15 protein-coding genes and 1 tRNA gene are annotated in these 15,767 nt (G+C 56.8%); 14 read left to right on the forward strand and 2 right to left on the reverse strand.

Annotated elements, in window-relative coordinates; all coding sequences use genetic code 11:
- The first annotated feature begins 113 nt into the window (after positions 1 to 113).
- The 4 genes from SPI05_RS06510 to fliW all read left to right on the forward strand — a co-directional run bounded on the left by SPI05_RS06510 (position 114) and on the right by fliW (position 4,240).
- The gene (locus SPI05_RS06510) at positions 114 to 599 is read left to right on the forward strand and encodes a flagellar protein FlgN (RefSeq protein WP_295027952.1); all 486 of its coding nucleotides are present in this window, start codon (positions 114 to 116) and stop codon (positions 597 to 599) included.
- A 127-nt stretch (positions 600 to 726) separates the two neighbouring features.
- A complete protein-coding gene (locus SPI05_RS06515; RefSeq protein ID WP_321077222.1) occupies positions 727 to 2,808 on the forward strand; it encodes a flagellar hook-associated protein FlgK in 2,082 nt (693 codons plus the stop codon).
- 5 nt (positions 2,809 to 2,813) lie between these two features.
- A complete protein-coding gene (flgL, locus tag SPI05_RS06520) occupies positions 2,814 to 3,791 on the forward strand; it encodes a flagellar hook-associated protein FlgL (RefSeq protein WP_321077223.1) in 978 nt (325 codons plus the stop codon).
- Positions 3,788 to 4,240, forward strand: coding sequence for a flagellar assembly protein FliW (gene fliW, locus SPI05_RS06525; RefSeq protein WP_297346311.1), 453 nt, complete (start codon positions 3,788 to 3,790; stop codon positions 4,238 to 4,240). The genes flgL and fliW overlap by 4 nt, the downstream gene beginning before the upstream one ends.
- 66 nt (positions 4,241 to 4,306) lie before the next feature.
- Here fliW and purD read toward each other — a convergent pair whose 3' ends face one another.
- On the reverse strand, positions 4,307 to 5,569 hold the full coding sequence (purD, locus tag SPI05_RS06530) for a phosphoribosylamine--glycine ligase (RefSeq protein ID WP_321077225.1): 1,263 nt from the start codon (positions 5,567 to 5,569) through the stop codon (positions 4,307 to 4,309).
- A gap of 80 nt (positions 5,570 to 5,649) precedes the next feature.
- On the opposite strand from purD, the gene tmk reads away from it, so the two are divergent.
- From tmk to SPI05_RS06560, 7 genes are all read left to right on the forward strand, one after another.
- On the forward strand, positions 5,650 to 6,369 hold the full coding sequence (gene tmk / locus SPI05_RS06535) for a dTMP kinase (protein WP_295027960.1): 720 nt from the start codon (positions 5,650 to 5,652) through the stop codon (positions 6,367 to 6,369).
- Positions 6,370 to 6,391: 22 nt separating this feature from the next.
- Complete coding sequence (locus SPI05_RS06540) at positions 6,392 to 7,702, forward strand: DNA polymerase III subunit delta' (protein WP_321077229.1); 1,311 nt, start codon at positions 6,392 to 6,394, stop codon at positions 7,700 to 7,702.
- Positions 7,699 to 9,294, forward strand: a complete 1,596-nt coding sequence (locus SPI05_RS06545) for an alpha/beta hydrolase (RefSeq protein WP_321077230.1) — start codon at positions 7,699 to 7,701, stop codon at positions 9,292 to 9,294. The genes SPI05_RS06540 and SPI05_RS06545 overlap by 4 nt, the downstream gene beginning before the upstream one ends.
- 108 nt (positions 9,295 to 9,402) lie before the next feature.
- Positions 9,403 to 9,478, forward strand: a tRNA-Thr gene (locus tag SPI05_RS06550).
- A gap of 396 nt (positions 9,479 to 9,874) precedes the next feature.
- Entirely contained in the window at positions 9,875 to 10,156 is a 282-nt protein-coding gene (locus SPI05_RS09005; protein ID WP_414601974.1) for a type II toxin-antitoxin system RelE/ParE family toxin, read from the forward strand.
- A gap of 12 nt (positions 10,157 to 10,168) precedes the next feature.
- The gene (locus SPI05_RS06555) at positions 10,169 to 10,453 is read left to right on the forward strand and encodes a HigA family addiction module antitoxin (RefSeq protein ID WP_321077231.1); all 285 of its coding nucleotides are present in this window, start codon (positions 10,169 to 10,171) and stop codon (positions 10,451 to 10,453) included.
- A gap of 514 nt (positions 10,454 to 10,967) precedes the next feature.
- Complete coding sequence (locus SPI05_RS06560; protein ID WP_321077233.1) at positions 10,968 to 11,306, forward strand: Lsr2 family protein; 339 nt, start codon at positions 10,968 to 10,970, stop codon at positions 11,304 to 11,306.
- 66 nt (positions 11,307 to 11,372) lie between these two features.
- On the opposite strand, the gene ispF is transcribed toward SPI05_RS06560, so the two are convergent.
- Complete coding sequence (ispF, locus tag SPI05_RS06565) at positions 11,373 to 11,960, reverse strand: 2-C-methyl-D-erythritol 2,4-cyclodiphosphate synthase (RefSeq protein WP_321077238.1); 588 nt, start codon at positions 11,958 to 11,960, stop codon at positions 11,373 to 11,375.
- A 35-nt stretch (positions 11,961 to 11,995) separates the two neighbouring features.
- On the opposite strand from ispF, the gene SPI05_RS06570 reads away from it, so the two are divergent.
- From SPI05_RS06570 to SPI05_RS06580, 3 genes are all read left to right on the forward strand, one after another.
- Positions 11,996 to 13,195, forward strand: coding sequence for an ATP-binding protein (locus SPI05_RS06570; RefSeq protein WP_321077240.1), 1,200 nt, complete (start codon positions 11,996 to 11,998; stop codon positions 13,193 to 13,195).
- An 11-nt stretch (positions 13,196 to 13,206) separates the two neighbouring features.
- Positions 13,207 to 14,691, forward strand: a complete 1,485-nt coding sequence (locus SPI05_RS06575) for a TPM domain-containing protein (protein WP_321077242.1) — start codon at positions 13,207 to 13,209, stop codon at positions 14,689 to 14,691.
- 165 nt (positions 14,692 to 14,856) lie between these two features.
- Complete coding sequence (locus tag SPI05_RS06580) at positions 14,857 to 15,714, forward strand: phosphatase PAP2 family protein (protein WP_321077243.1); 858 nt, start codon at positions 14,857 to 14,859, stop codon at positions 15,712 to 15,714.
- The last annotated feature ends 53 nt before the right edge of the window (positions 15,715 to 15,767 follow it).

The raw sequence follows: 15,767 nt of genomic DNA on the forward strand, positions 1-15,767 counted from the left end.
AGCGGTAGATTAATGAGGAATCGGCAGGATTGAGTGATTGGCAATTTTGCGGGTAAGTTTAGCTAAAGAGCCGTCAGGCTTTGACGATTGGGCTGACTGAGGAGGAGAGCGCTATGTCGTTAGACGCATTGTCACGCCAACTGTGGAAACAACGTGAAACTCTGGAGGTCATGCTGTTTAAGCTGGAAGAAGAACGTTTGATTACTTCCACAGCCTCGTCCCGGTGGCTGCCACGCGCCACTCGTGAACTGGAAGCCGTCATTGCGCAGGCGCAAACAATGGAACTGGAGCGCTCCATGGAATCTGAAGCCGTGGCGGTCGACTTGGGACTGCCCCCCGAGGCATCCCTGAAAGAAATTGCTGAGGCAGCGGACGAGCCGTGGCAGACCCTGTTGAACCAACATCGCGAAGCCCTCATCTCCCTGACTTCTGAAATTGCCGATATGTCCAAGGCGAACCAAGAAGTCCTGTCCTCCCTCCAGCGCGCCACCCAAGAAACCCTGATGAGTATGCAAGGGGCGGAAGAAACCTATGGTGAGGACGGGGGAATCCACGCTTCGGGAACGGGCGAATCCACCATGCTTGACACTTCAATGTAAGAACAAGAACACGGGGTTTTGAAAAAAATTCTCATATCCGAGCCTTTCAAGCCGATGAGCTTAAACGTGGACGCGTGAGGCGTCACAAAGATTGAGTAAGCAAACAGGCTAGGGAAAGGACACTCCGATGGGTTCAACGTTTTCATCGCTGAACGCCGGACTGACCGGTCTTTACGCAGCCCAACGTCTCATCGAGGTTTCCGGGCAGAACATCAACAACTTGAATACTCCTGGGTACACCCGCCAGCGTGTCGAACAGCGGGCTCTCGGTATCGGTTCGGAACCGTCTATCTTTGCAGGTTCCGTCCCCCAGGGCGGCGGCGTAGAGATTACCCGTATCCGTCGGCTCGACGATTTCTTTTTGGATGCGAAACTGCGTTTAGAGACCGGCCGTGCCGCGGGCACCAAAGAGACCAGCATCGCTTGGAAAGGCATCGAGTCCGCGATGGACGAGCTGGGTCGGATGTCGGTTTCCGATTCCATGCGTACTTTCTTTAAGTCTTGGGGAGACGTCAACAATAACTCCGATAACCGCGGGGCGCGCGCCGCCACCTTGGGGGCCGCCGAAGCCTTGGTCACCAATATTAAGACCGGCTACACGCACATTAACGACCTGTGGAAGAACGGGCGCGAACAGCTCGACGCGCTGGTGGCCGACTTGAACACCACGATGGATTCTGTCCAAAAGCTCAATGACCGTATCCGCAAGGCTACCGTGGCTGGCGGCAACATTAGCGGCGCGGTCAACCACCTGAAAGATGAACGTGACCAGCTGATCCTGCATATTTCCGAGCTGACCGGCGCTACCGTGCGGCAGGGCTATTCGGTGTACACGAAAGAAAACGCACCGCACCCCAATATGATTGGACAGGCCTACGACGACGGCACCGTGGAAGTCATGCTCGGCGGGAACTCCCTGGTCGGTAAAGACTACGTGAACCACTTTGAGGTGGAAGGCGCCCGCGATATGGCCGGCATTGACTCGGCTCCACGAGACAAGTACAAGGCCGCGGTTGATGCCCTGATAGCCGGGGGTAAGGGTACCGATACAACGTTTGACTACCACGGCCAGAAAATTCAGCAATATCAAGCGCATGTGCAGCGCTACGAAGTCGGCGACAAGATTCTGGACTCTGCCGGCAACGTGGTAAAGACTCTGGGCTCCGGCGATCCCGAAGTCGGCACCAAATATGTGGCGTTTTACGATATGAAAGCTGTCCAAGAGGGCGGCGCGAAACTGAAAGATGCCAAAGTAGGCGGCACCGAGCAAGGCTTTACCGAATTCACGTTTATGAAGGACGAGGGTCCGGTGCGGCTGCGCTGGGCACTCGGCGGACACATGGTCGCCATTGAGGACGGGACTATCGGCGGGTTAATGCAAAACCTGAAGCCGGCCCAGTTCCCCGGCATTTCCGGCACCATCGGCAACGGCGGGGCTTGGGCGGAAACCGGCAAGCTCTACAACGACTTGGCGACCAATATCGCCACCGAAATTAACGCGATTCACGCCAACAACACCGGCGAAGGCGGGACGAACAACACCAAGACCCTGGTCACCAAAGAAACCAAGTTCTTCAAGGTAGATTTGTCCGAGCCCGAAACTATTGAAAACCCCCCCGGTTCGGGTACCTTCGTGAAGAACCCGAACCGCATGACTGACATCGGTACTCCGCTACAGCGTAGCGATTTCAAGACTGACGAAGCCTACGATGCGGCTGTTAAAAAGGCCGTATCCGATTTGGAAGTTGCGAATCCTGGCTCTGCCATAGTGTACGAAAACATGAAAGAAGACGGCGGGGACTTCTTTAAGTTCGCCGCCACCGACAACAGTCTGCCCGCCGCCATGCGCTTGTCCGTTGCCATCAAAGACCCCCAGATGATTGCTGCTGGCCAGTACACCAACGGGGTCTATGACGGCTCGGTTTCCCTGGCTTTGGGCAACCGTCAAGACGCGCCGACCTCGGCTATGAACGAATGGTCTAAATCGGTGGTAGATATCGGTGTTCACGCCAAGAGCGCCGACGACAAGCACACTTTAGCGGAGCAAACGCGACTTATCGCCGAACAACGGCAAAAGTCACAAAGCTCTGTTGACATGAATGAAGAAGTTATTAACCTGATACAGGGTCAGCACGCCTACGCGGGCGCGGCACGCATCATGAGTACTGTTAACATGATGCTTGAGGCCCTCATCAACCTAGGTAGGTGACTGACATGATTACCCGCATGACAACCTCTATGATGGCTGGCACTACGCTGGCTACGATTCAGCGCAACTTTAACCGCCTGGCTGATGTAAACAAGCAGCTGTCCTCGGGCAAGCGCATGTCTTTCGCCTCCGACGATCCGGCCTCCTCCGTCTCCTCTATGCGCCTACGCAAGGAGCTGGCCGCGACCGAGCAGTTCAAGCGCAACATCAGTGACGCGAACTCCTGGCTGGCGACTTCGGACGCCGCCATGCAATCCGTTGCGGATCGCTACACGGAAGCCCGGACCTTGCTGATTAACTCTATTGACGGAGCTTTGGGAGACAAATCCCAAGGAGCTCTGGCCGCGCAACTGCGCAAGATTGCCGAATCTATCATGTCACAGGCTAACTCAACCTACCTGGGACGCACCGTTTTTGCCGGTAACTCGGATAAGGGCCTGGTGTTTAAGACGGGTCAGGACGCGGACGGGGACACCCTGTTCCTCGCCGCCGAGAAAGACGAAATCACCGCTAAGACTGTTGATCGCCGTATCGATGCGGACACGACTGTGCAAGCCAACGTAGACGGTAACGAACTGTTCGGCACCGGCACTATTGAATGGGATGGCACCACCCTGAAAACGGACAACAACCCGTCAGTCATGAACCTTCTGATTGCGGCTGCCCAAATTTTGGAATCCCCGGCCGGTCCGGCAGGCGAGAACCGCCAGAAGATTGAGTCCATCCAAAAGGAACTGGGCGAACGTTTCGCGAAACTCCAGGAAGCACAATCCGCGGTCGGCGCCCGGCACAAGCAGGTTCTGGAAGCGCAAAACAGCGTCGTTTTTGACCTGCAGCAGGTCAAAGGCCAGATTTCTGACGTAGAGGATATCGACATCCAAAAGGTCACGATTGACATGTCCCTAGCTTCGATGGCTTATCAAGCATCTCTCAGTTCAACGCAGCGTGTCGTGCAGCCAACTTTGCTAGACTACTTACGATGAGCACCAACGACGAAGTTACCGAAAACACTGAACAAGCCGGCGACGGCGAGGAATTTCCGACGCTCAAAATCCGGATGGTTCGGCCCATGCCAGGCCTGGAAAGCCACCTGGATTTTAGCCTCTCTGCGGTTGACGAAACTGGGGTTTTGTGGACACTGAAGTCCATCATTGACCCCAATGTTCGTCTGTTCGCGGTTCCCCCGGTGGCATTCTTTGACGGATACACCCCGATTATTCCCTCCTCCGCGAGGGAACGTGTCGAGATAAAAGAGGGCGAAGAACCCTTTATCCTGGTCATCGTGCACCCGGCATCCGGTTCGTACCCCCACACGGCAAACCTGCTGGCACCCCTGGTCATTAATCCAGAGAACATGAGTGCGATACAGGTCGTGCTCGAGGATCAGGACTGGCCGTTGCAGGCACCTATCGGCGACCCCAAGGAATCCTAAAATTCGGTTTTCGGTACCACGATGACCTTTCAGCGCCCCGGCATGAGCCGTGGCGCTATGGTGGTTTCAAAACTCGGCAATGTCGGTGCGGTAGTGCGAATTATCCAGGTTGATGTTCTCTAGCGCCCGATAAGCGCGCTGCCGGGCTTCATTCAAGTCACTTCCCCGCGCGACTACTGACAGTACCCGCCCCCCGTTGGCAACGACCTGACCGGAATCATCGACCTTCGTACCCGCATGAATAACGTGAACCCCAGGCACCTGACTCGCGGCCTCAAGACCGGTGATGACACCGCCCTTCACGGGTGCCTGCGGATAGCCGGAGGCAGCCAACACCACATTCACCACCGCCTCATCGCTGACCTTGAGCTGCGGGGCCGCCGCCAGGTTACCCTCTGCCGCCGCCGCCAACAGCGCTAACAAATCCGTGTCCAGGCGTTCAAGCACCGACTGGGTCTCCGGGTCTCCAAACCGAACATTAAACTCGACCACCCGCGGACCGCGTGAAGTCAAAGCCAAACCTACGTACAGCAAACCGATAAATTCACAGCCCTGGTTAGCCAGCACGCTGCACACCGGCAGGGCGATTTCTTGGGCCACCCGTTGCTCCAGGCCCTCTGGAGCCCACGGTAGCGGCGAGTAGGCGCCCATACCGCCCGTGTTGGGCCCCTCGTTGTGGTCGTAAGCACGTTTGTAATCCTGGGCAGCGGGCAGAGCAACCGCGTCGTGACCATCGCAGATACAGAACACCGAGGCTTCGGGCCCGTCCAGGAATTCTTCAATCACGACGGCGGGCTCGTGGGGATTCGCCATAGCCTCAATACAGGCGGCGGCATGGGCCACGGCGGTATCAAAGTCAGACGTCACCACCACGCCTTTGCCGGCAGCCAAACCGTCTTGCTTCACCACGTAAGGAGTCCCGAAACGCTGCAAAGCATCGCGCGCCTCGTCCAAAGTGCGGCAGGCTACCGAGGCGGCGGTAGCGACCCGAGCCTGCTGCATTATCGTCTTCGCGAACGCTTTGGAACCCTCCAAACGGGCGGCCAAACGTCCAGGACCGAAAACTCGGTAACCCGCCTCACGTAGGACATCAGCAACGCCTTTGACCAGCGGGGCTTCCGGCCCAATGACCACCAGGTCGGGACGCAGAGACTGGGCCAGTTCCAGCACCTGTGCCGGGTCATCAGCCACGCATTCCACGTTTTCGCCCACCGCGGCGGTACCGGGATTACCGGGGGCAATCCACAGTTTCTCCAACAGATTTGATTTCGCAATAGCCCTGGCCAACGCGTGTTCACGCCCGCCGCTTCCCAAAAGTAAAACCTTCACAATTTCAGTTTAATAGCTTTTTAGGCTGTTCAATAATAGGAGTAAAATTTTGCTTTCGGGGCGACTGTTAGGATGTGGGTATGTCGTTTACAGAAGCGCTCGGAATGGGCGAGTTTCGCCCGCAAACTAACGTTGATTTTGGACGCGTGGCCGAAATTCGTCCCACCCAGGGTCTGTTTGTGGCGTTTGAGGGCTGCGACGGAGTGGGCAAGACCACCCAGATCGCGCGGGCTGCCTCGTGGGTGCGGGAACAGGGCTGGGAAGTCATCGAGACGCGTGAGCCGGGCGGGACCGACCTGGGGGTGGCTCTGCGCCAGCTGCTGCTGGACGCGGGGGACGTATCGGCTCGTGCCGAGGCGCTGCTGTTTGCGGCTGACCGTGCCCAACACGTGCACAAACTCATCATTCCCGCTATTAACGATGGCAAAGTCGTGATTACTGACCGCTACCTCGCGTCCTCTATCGCCTATCAGGGGCACGGGCGGGAACTCGGTGCCCGGGAAATCCGCGATTTGTCCATGTGGGCGACGGGGGGATTGGTTCCGAATCTGACGGTGCTGCTGGACCTGGACCCTGAGGTCGCGGCGGCTCGCCAGGCTGCCGACGCCTCCCTGGGCAGCCCGGACCGGATGGAACGCGCCGGACTCGACTTTCAAAAGCGCGTCCGAGAGGATTTCCTGCGGATGAGTGACGGCCAGGATACTTGGCTGGTCATTGACGCGAGCCTCCCGGTAGAGGAAATCGCCACCCAGGTGCGACTACGCCTGGCTCAGCTCCTGCCAGTCATCAAGTCCTGGTGAGCCGGAAAGTTGCGGTGAACCCATGAGCATCAACCCCAGCGGCGGCGTGTGGGCCGAGGTAGCCGGACAAACCCGAGCTATCTCACAGTTCTCCCAGGCGGCCGTGGCCGCCCGGAATCTCATCGCGGCCCAAGACCGCCCTGCTGACCCCGTAACCTCTCCAGAAAACGCCGCGCCAGCTGCGCGGACGGACACAGGCACCAACCTCGCGGCCATGACACATTCCTGGCTGGTGGTCGGCCCGCCCGGTTCGGGACGCTCCACCGCCGCCAAAGCCTTCGCCGCCGCCTTGGAATGTGAGGACCCGAACAACCCCGGCTGCGGGATCTGTGCGGCCTGCCGCGACGTGCGCCAAGGCACCCACGCTGATGTCAGCGTCATGACCACCGAAATGGTCGAAATCAAGTTTGATGATGTGAAAGCCCTGGTCCAGCAGGCCTACCGGCGGCCCGTCCGCGGAGAATGGAACATCATCATCATCGAAGACTACGACCGCATGAGCGAATACAGCTCCAACCTGCTGTTGAAATCCATTGAGGAACCCCCCGAACGCACCATCTGGGTGCTGTGCGCCCCCAGTGCCGCCGACGTGCTCTCGACAGTTCGCTCCCGCACCCGCCTGGTGCAACTCAGCCTGCCCAGCCCTGCCGCCGTGGCGGAACTGCTGGTTCGTCAAGACGCCTCCATCAGTCCCGAATTAGCGGCTGAAGTCGCTGCGGCCGCCGAATCACATGTGGGACGGGCGCGGGCTTTGGCTTATGACCCGCAGCTGCGCTCTGAACGGCTGGGTGTGCTGCGGATGATTGCTCAGATGAACTCCAGCGCCGAGGCGATGTGGACCGCCGCCGCCCTGGTGAAACTGGTAGACAAGCAAGCCGAGGCCCTACGCGGTGCCAACGACCGGGAGGAACGCGCGAAAGTCCTGGAGGCTTTTGGTTTGGCGGCCGACACGCCCGATTCCCGACTGCCCCGGGACGTGAAGTCAGCCCTGCGGGGAGCTAAGCTCAGCGAGACCGATGCGCACCGGCGAGCCCGGCGGGCCAGCTTTGACACTTGGGATCGAGTTTTGGGCGACATTTCAGGTTTTTACCGCGATGTCATGCTGGCACAAGCGGGGTCGCCCCAGCCGCGTATCAATCTGTCGCGACCTGCCGGTGAGCTGGTCGATGCTTACGTGGCTCGGGTCGGGACCGGACCGCAGCCCCTAGCCCAAACCACAGCCCGGTTAGAGGCGATTCGCAGGGCTAGGCGCCGCCTGATGGGAAACGGCAACGTCACCCTGGACATCGAGGCGCTTTGTGTGGAACTGGTGGACCGGAATAGGGCAAAATGAGCTTAGGCGAACGGAAGGAAGACATGAACAAGCTGACAAAAGGTTTCGGGATTGTGGCCGCCGTGGGACTGGCGCTAGCGGGATTGACCGGCTGCGCCCCGCAGAAACCCCTGGCACAACCTTCCAAACCACCCAGCCCCACCCAAACTGTGGACCAACCGAAACTTGCCGAGTATTACGCCCAAGACCTGCAGTGGAAGAACTGCGGCGGCGACTTCGAGTGCGCCATGCTGGAAGTGCCCCTCGACTATGACAATCCACAGGGCGAACACGCCAAAATCGCGATGAAACGGCTGAACACCGCCAATCGTGAGACCCGTATCGGGACGCTCATTATGAACCCCGGGGGGCCCGGCGGCTCGGGACTGGAAAACATGAAACCCGAAAACGTGGCCTATTTCTTTAGCGACACGGTGCGGAACTACTATGACGTGCTGGGATTTGACCCCCGCGGAGTCGGGGCTTCCCAGCCCGCCATCGAATGCCGCACCGACCAGGAACTCGATCAAGACAACTCGACCTATTACGACCTCTCCACCGAAGCCGGACGCACGGCCGATGTCGCCGACAATAAAGCTCTGGGGGAAAAGTGCCTAAAGAATTCCCCGCAGATGACCCGGTTCGCCAGTACTGAAAACACCGCCCGCGATCTGGATATTATGCGAGCCGCGCTCGGCGATGAAAGACTGTACTACCTGGGATTTTCCTACGGGACTTACCTGGGTGCGATTTACGCGGACCTTTTTCCCTCCCGCGTGGGACGCATGGTGCTGGACGGGGTGCTCGACCCGTCCTTGAACATGAACGAAGTTTCCGCCATGCAAGCCAGCGGGTTTGAAGCCTCCCTGCGGGAGTTCGTGGCCCAATGCCAGCAAAAGCACGCCAAACAATGCCCACTGCACGGTGATGTTGATTCGGGAATGGCCCAAATCAAATCCCTGCTGGACTCCCTGAAAACCAACCCGATGCCCGCCAAGAGGGGGCGCGAACTGACCGTCACTCTAGCCTTCACCGGGCTGATTGGCAATATGTACAATACCGCCTCCTGGTGGCAACAGCTGTTGCCCGCCCTGAACCAAGCCCTAAACGAGGCTGACGGCACCGGCCTTCTGAACAGTGCAGATTATTACAACGAACGCAACGTGGACGGCACGTATGACAACAACTCCTCCGATGCGTTCGTGGTGATTAACTCACTGGACTATGAGCCGGTCGGTGATATGGCGCAATGGGAAGCGAACGCGGCAAAGCTGGAAGCGGATTATCCCACCGTCGGGGAATTTTTCTCGTACAGTTCCCTCGGCGCGGAAAACTGGCCAGTTAAGGCAAAGACCACGGCGAAACGCAAGGTCAATCCCCCTCTGGAAGAGGACATCCTGCTGATTGGAACCACCGGAGACCCCGCTACTCCGCTGAAAATGGCTCAGCACACTCGCCAGATGATGGACCATTCCAAGCTGTTGACCGTGCAAGGCTGGAACCATACGGCATACAACTCCTACGCGCCGGGCTGCGTCAAAACCATCACCGACACTTACCTGGTTTCGGGCAAAATCGAGGCCGCAAACAGCGGAACCTGCCAGGTGGATTAGGTACGCCCGCGGCGCGCTGACGCCGGCAGCAGGGTCTGTCACCGGTCTGTCACAGTTTGGAACGACCCGTGTTTCAGGCTAAAATGAAACCCGCGCATTTTGCGCACCGCCGCCTTAGCTCAGTCGGCAGAGCGATTCACTCGTAATGAATAGGTCGAGAGTTCGATTCTCTCAGGCGGCTCCAGCGGAACTCCCCACCACCGCAATGAATTGGTTCAATTCCCGCAGGCGGCCCCATGTCTTTCGTTGATATTTCAATGAAAACCGCTTTCGATTAAGTCGAAAAAAACAAAATGCCAATACCCAGCCAATAAGAGGCCTAAAAACGCTGCTGTATTCCTCACAATGTTACCCCGGAGAGGCACCTCTTACCGTTGTAGAACCGCAACGAAACGCCCCCTAAACCTCGCTGACGTGCAAAATCGTTTCATGATTACTTCTATGATTCCCAAAGGATGGGTCGTCATCTTTGGACAATGATTTGTAGAGATTCCCGGACGACCTGAGTGTCTTTAGCTAGCTGAGCCATGCCGTAGGTTTACCCCTTTCGAGCTGTAAAGTTATGCGATACACTTAAAAGGTGATTGTCAGTTTTAAACACGCGGGATTGCAGCGGTTTTATGAATCTGGGGTGAAATCGGGTATAAATCCCGAGCACGCTGACAAACTTGCACGGATGCTTTCGGTGTTGGATCAGGTGCATAGTCCAGCACCACTGCTAACTTTTCCGGGATATCGTGCGCACAAACTGACAGGATCTTTCGCGGGTTATTCGTCGCTTCGAGTCAGTGGAAACCGGCGATTGATTTTCAGATTCGCGGGTGAAGATGTGGAACTTGTTGATTACCTTGACTACCACTGAGGAGGATGAAAAATGAGTATGAAAAATCCGGTGTATCCCGGAGCGGTAATCCGTGAGGATTTCTTGAATGAACTTGGCATTTCAGTCAGTGACGCCAGTCGAAAGTTGGGGGTGTCTCGAGTTACGCTTTCGCGCGTCTTAAATGGGAAAGCGGCGCTAACCCCTAATCTGGCTTTACGCCTTGAGCTTGCGGGAATCGGCAATGCCCGTCTGTGGCTGGATATGCAGACCGCCTATGAACTTGCTCAGGCTCGCAGTAAAGGGACCCCCAGCGTAGAGCCGCTAGTCGCCCTCTAGCCCGTTATGTCGTTGTGACGCCGATATGTTGTTTAGGTTCCGGTGAGCACAAGGAAAACGCTGGTCAGCCCGCATGGGTGGAGTTGATTCGTGGCATGAGTCTCGGTAGGTATTCGGCTGACGCGGGGTTCGTTTCGATAGCTGTATATCTGTGCGCTTAGAAAAATTCCAGTTTCTACATACTAGAGGTACTTCTGCGCAATCTCAGTGCAAGCAATTGCTTCAAAATCGGCTGTAAACTCTGCTTTCACACCTTTCCAGGCCGAAAAATCAAGCTCGTCTGACAATCCTCTTTCGGGCTTAATAAATGCTCATAACCGAATTGTATTTTCATAATAATGACGGCTAGTTGCCGGGAACTAAACGTTAATTTGGTCGGTAATTGCGCCACACAACCCTAATGTATGAATTCTTTCGTTCTGGCGGTTCATTACCCCCAGCCGGGTTGAATTATTTATTCTTCGATGTCTAATATAGAACCGTACATCCACTCATATTTTTGGAGGGCGCCATCATGGCCAAGAAAGTAAAAACCATCCTCATTGACGATATTGACGGCTCAGACGCGGTCGAGACAATCACCTTTGGCTTAGACAACGTCAACTACGAAATTGATCTAAATGAAACCCACGCTAAGGAACTGCGCGACAGCCTGGAGCGCTGGGCCGATGTTGGACGTAAAGTTTCGGGCCGCCGCCGCCGCGGAACTGGCCCGGCGGCCAACAACGAAGTCCGCGAACTCAACCGCCGCGTGCGCGCTTGGGCTGGCGAAAAAGGAATCCCGGTCAATGACCGCGGCCGAGTTCCGCAAAAACTCATCGACCAATACCGCGCCGCCACCGGCGACAAGTAAAGGCTATTCCGCTTAAAAACTTCACAACACGTAAGGACTGACCGTCCGGCCTATTGCGGCGAAACTTTATTCACAACGCAATAAACAGATTGCCAGGGCGGCCAGTCCTTCGCAATTCCCCGTAAAACCCATGCGATCAGTCGTCGTTGCCGAAAACGACACCGGCGCCCCCAGGATATTGCCCAACGCCGCCTCGGCTTCAGCGTAACGCGGACCGAGGCGCGGCTCCTGACCGATAACGGTCACGCCGGCATTAACCACCGACCAACCGGCCTCGTGCAACAACCGCATCGCCGCGCTTAAGAACACTTCCCCGCCGGCTCCGGCAAACTCCGGACGAGACACCCCAAAGTTGGTGCCCAAGTCGCCCAACCCGGCGGCTGAGAGCAGGGCATCGGCCAAAGCGTGTGCGGCCACGTCTCCGTCCGAATGCCCCTCCAGCGGCGCATGCTCAGGAAAAGACAGGGTTCCCACCTTGAGCGGGCGGCCCGCCACCGGCTCACCGGCAGCAAAACGATGCGCGTCAAAACCCTGGCCAACTCGGAAATCCATGAATAAAATCCTAATTGGAATGTTGGTGGTATTTAACCCTTTTGGGTGGTGTATTCCCCTGACCAGCACTTTAGTCTGAGAACAGTAGCGAATTTTATTCATCCCCAGCGGATACAAGCTAAGGAGGCCAGTCGATCGTGAGCGATGTGCAGCTAAAATGTCCGTCCTGCGGTGCTCCCATCAATTTTGATGTGCCCAGCGGCAAGATGAAGTGCAGCTTTTGCGGGGCTTCATTCACCGTCGAGGAGGTCAACCAGTTCAACGGTATCTCCCAAGCCAACGCGGAACTCGATGCCGCCCACGCTAAACAGGCGGGGACAATGGGAACCGCGGCTGGAGGCGGGGCTGGTAACACCGCAACCCCGGAAACGCAGATTTCCACCACTCCTGCCGAGGGACAACCCGGCTGGGTCGAGCCCCCGCCCACCTATCTGGACGAAGCGACCGGACAGCAAATGGCTCAGTTCCAATGTAATTCCTGCGGTGGGGAAATCATCGGTTCGCCCGATATGGTCAGCGCCCGGTGCCCCTGGTGCAATAACAACTTCGTGGCGACCGGACAGCTGACTAGCACCCGCGTCCCCGACCGGATGATTCCGTTTGCGATGACCAAGGAACAGGCTCTGAAGTCTTTCAAAGACCAGATGAAAGGGCTAAAGCTGCTCCCCAAAGCGTTTAAGAATGTCAGCGTGGATGATATTCAAGGTGTGTATGTCCCCTACTGGCTATACGATGCTACCGTCGCGGGTGAAGGTAAGTATTCATGCGAACGGACGCACACCTGGTCAGATAGCGATTACGACTATACCGAACACGAAGTATTTGACGTATACCGCAGTGGTAACGTTGCTTTCCTGGATGTTCCCGTTTCCGGAACCACAAAAGTCACCGGCGAATTGACCGAATCCATTGAGCCTTTCGACTACACGAAATCAGTAGCCTTTTCCCCCGCCTATCTGACGGGCTTTATGACCAACAAATACGATGTCGACGCGCAAACAGCCAATCCGCGCGCACTGGAACGCATGAAGGAATCAACTGAGCAAGTGTTGCGGGATTCTATCAATGGATATGACACAATCAGCACCGTGAGCACTTCCATTCAACCAGCTTTCGGCGAACTCGAATACGTGTTCTTGCCGATTTGGCTGATGAACGTAGGTTTCGAGGGGAAAAACTACAACTATGCCATGAACGGGCAAACCGGCAAGTTCGTGGGCACGTTCCCGGTATCCAACGGCAAGTACTGGGGCGGCCTGATGGGGATTGCCATCCCCCTCACCATCATTTTGGGCGCCATCTTTATTCCGTTCCTGATGCCGTGGCTTTTCGATTGAGGTTAGAAATCATGAATATGCGTAAAAAAATCCTTTTTTCCGCTGGCGCACTAGCGGTGGCGTTGGCTCCGGCGGTTGGTTTCGCCCTGCCCGCGGCTCAAGCCGTCACACCCGAAATGAATTCGAGACACGTATCGTTTACCTCATTGACTGAGCAGCTGGCGCCTCTACCCACAACCCAAAAGAACGTTTTCTTTATCTTTGATGAAGACGGCGATTATCTGGGTGAGCAACAGGAATCGGCTCTGGATAAAATCGCCCGTACCACGTATAATGCGTCGGGGCATCAGTTGATTTACGTGTCAACCAAAGACCCAAGCTTTAATGACGATACCGAAAAATGGACAGATAACTATGTCGCCCACAATGATGAAATCGGTGAGAACTACGCCATTTTCGTATCTGGAACCGAAAAGTACCACTATGCCCTCAACGGTCAAACTCTAGATGTCGTTGGTGACCAATGGGATACACTGATACAGCCGATAGATGCCGCCGATGGAGACGAATTCCAGATTGCTCAAGTTTTCTTTTCAACGTTTTCGAGTTACCTCATCTCCAAACCGATTAATCAAGCGGCTCCTCCACAAACTCAGACTCCCGCGAGTGGGAAATCCACCCCAGCCGATACGGATCCAGACACACCTAACCTGATTTCTGCCGATGGAGCCCCTACTAAAGAATACGGCGACATCATTGAGTTTCCAGATTCCGGTCAGATTGCCTATGTAGGTGGGCAAAAGGACGTAAAGTCAGCCGCCCCTTTCATTCGCGATCACAGCGGAGTGTTCAGCAAATCGAAAATCTCCGGTTGGGAACAACGACTAACCTCCCTGGCACAAAAATATGGAATCGCCCCCTACATCGTGACGGTGGATGATTTTCAAAACAAAGAAGTACAGCAGTGGGCAGCGGACTATTACAACGCCAATGAGCTGGGTTTAGATCTGACAAAAGCTAACGGCGTGTTAATGATTATTAACCCAGTGTCTAGAGATTTGCATTTCCTGGGTCACGGGGACGGCGAGAAAGCCTTTACACCCTATGGCATCGAGGGTTTGTACAATCATGTCAAGGAACCGCTGGGTGACGATGATTGGGACGGCGGCGTAGAAGTCTACCTAACCCAAGTGACCGATTATCTGGAACAATGGAAAGCCGGAACACCCTACAGCGAAGGCCATCCAATCCCCCACCCCATGACCCTGGAGTCCACCGCTGCCGGTGCCGCCGGGGCGGCAGCCCTCGGTGGCGGTGCCGGGACTCTGGTGATGCGCCGGATCAGGAAAAAGCACGATACGGCGCAGCTGCAGTCGGGAGCGACCTATTACGTCGTGCCTGGCTCGGACCAGATTACGGGCTCTAACGATGTCTTTGTGAACAAATACACGACCCAAGTCATGCGTCCCAAGAGCAGCGGCAGCAACTCCGGTTACAGCGGCGGCTCGTTCAGTTCCGGGGGTACGTCGTTTAGTTCCGGCGGCGGTAAGTTCTAAGTTCACGGCTCAAGGCCGGTGGCGTGGCGTACCCAGCAATGTTACGTGTCCGGTGGTGCTGCGGCCCACCGGCAACCACCACACCCGCCCGTGGACCCCGCTTGTGAACAGGCACGACACGCACCGCGCTGGCAACGCCCCTCATGACCGACCTAAGATTGACACGTGAGTGAGGTTCCAGCGCCGCGACTAACCCGCAACCAGTTTTTTCGGCTGGTTGCGGCTGTCGTCTGCGCAATCCTCACCGCGATCATCGCCCAGCAGTCCCTCACTACCGTCAAGGGACAAAACTTTGACGGTCTGACCAGGTTCGCCGTCAGCCGTGGCAAGCGATACTTGCTCGGGGCGGACACGGCTGCCCTGGACACAATCTCGATGGGGGCGCTGATTGCCCTGACCGGGGTGGTTTTTTTGATAGCCGCCGCCCGGAAACGCCGCGAACTGGGAATTCGTGTGCTGATTTTGGTGGCGGGCGCGAACCTGACCACCCAGATTCTGAAACACTGGATTATTCACCGCCCCGCGCTGGGCGTCGATTATCAAGGTTTAGCAAACTCGCTACCCAGCGGACACACGACAGTAGCGATGACGGCGGCGATTGGAATCGTCATGGTCGTCGTGCCCAAGTGGCGTTCCGTAGCCGTGTTTATCGGCTGGCTCACCACCAGTTTTGTCGGCATCGCCGTGATGCTCAACCAATGGCATCGCCTCTCCGATGTACTCACCGCTATTCTCATTGCGGCCGCCTGGGGCTTGGTGCTGACTCCCCGGGAGGCCACCGACCGCCGTTTCGGCCACACCCACCGCGTTACCCTCCTGGTTTCCCTGACCGCCACCCTCATCGGGGCTATCGGAATTGGTGTGATTTGGCTGCGGATGACCGACATTCCCCTGTCCGAGGCCGCTCTGCAAGCCGCCTCCAGAACCCCGCTCGGTTTGGCGACCGGCGCCGCCTCCGTGCTGACCATCATCGGCCTAGCCGGCCTGGTCCTGGCGATGGTCAACACGCAAGCCCGCCATTAAAACCGACCGGGGCGGTTTCACCCTTTTGGGTGGTTACTCGCCCACGGCGCGCC

The organism is Mobiluncus sp., from assembly GCF_034180645.1.
Lineage (GTDB): Bacteria > Actinomycetota > Actinomycetes > Actinomycetales > Actinomycetaceae > Mobiluncus.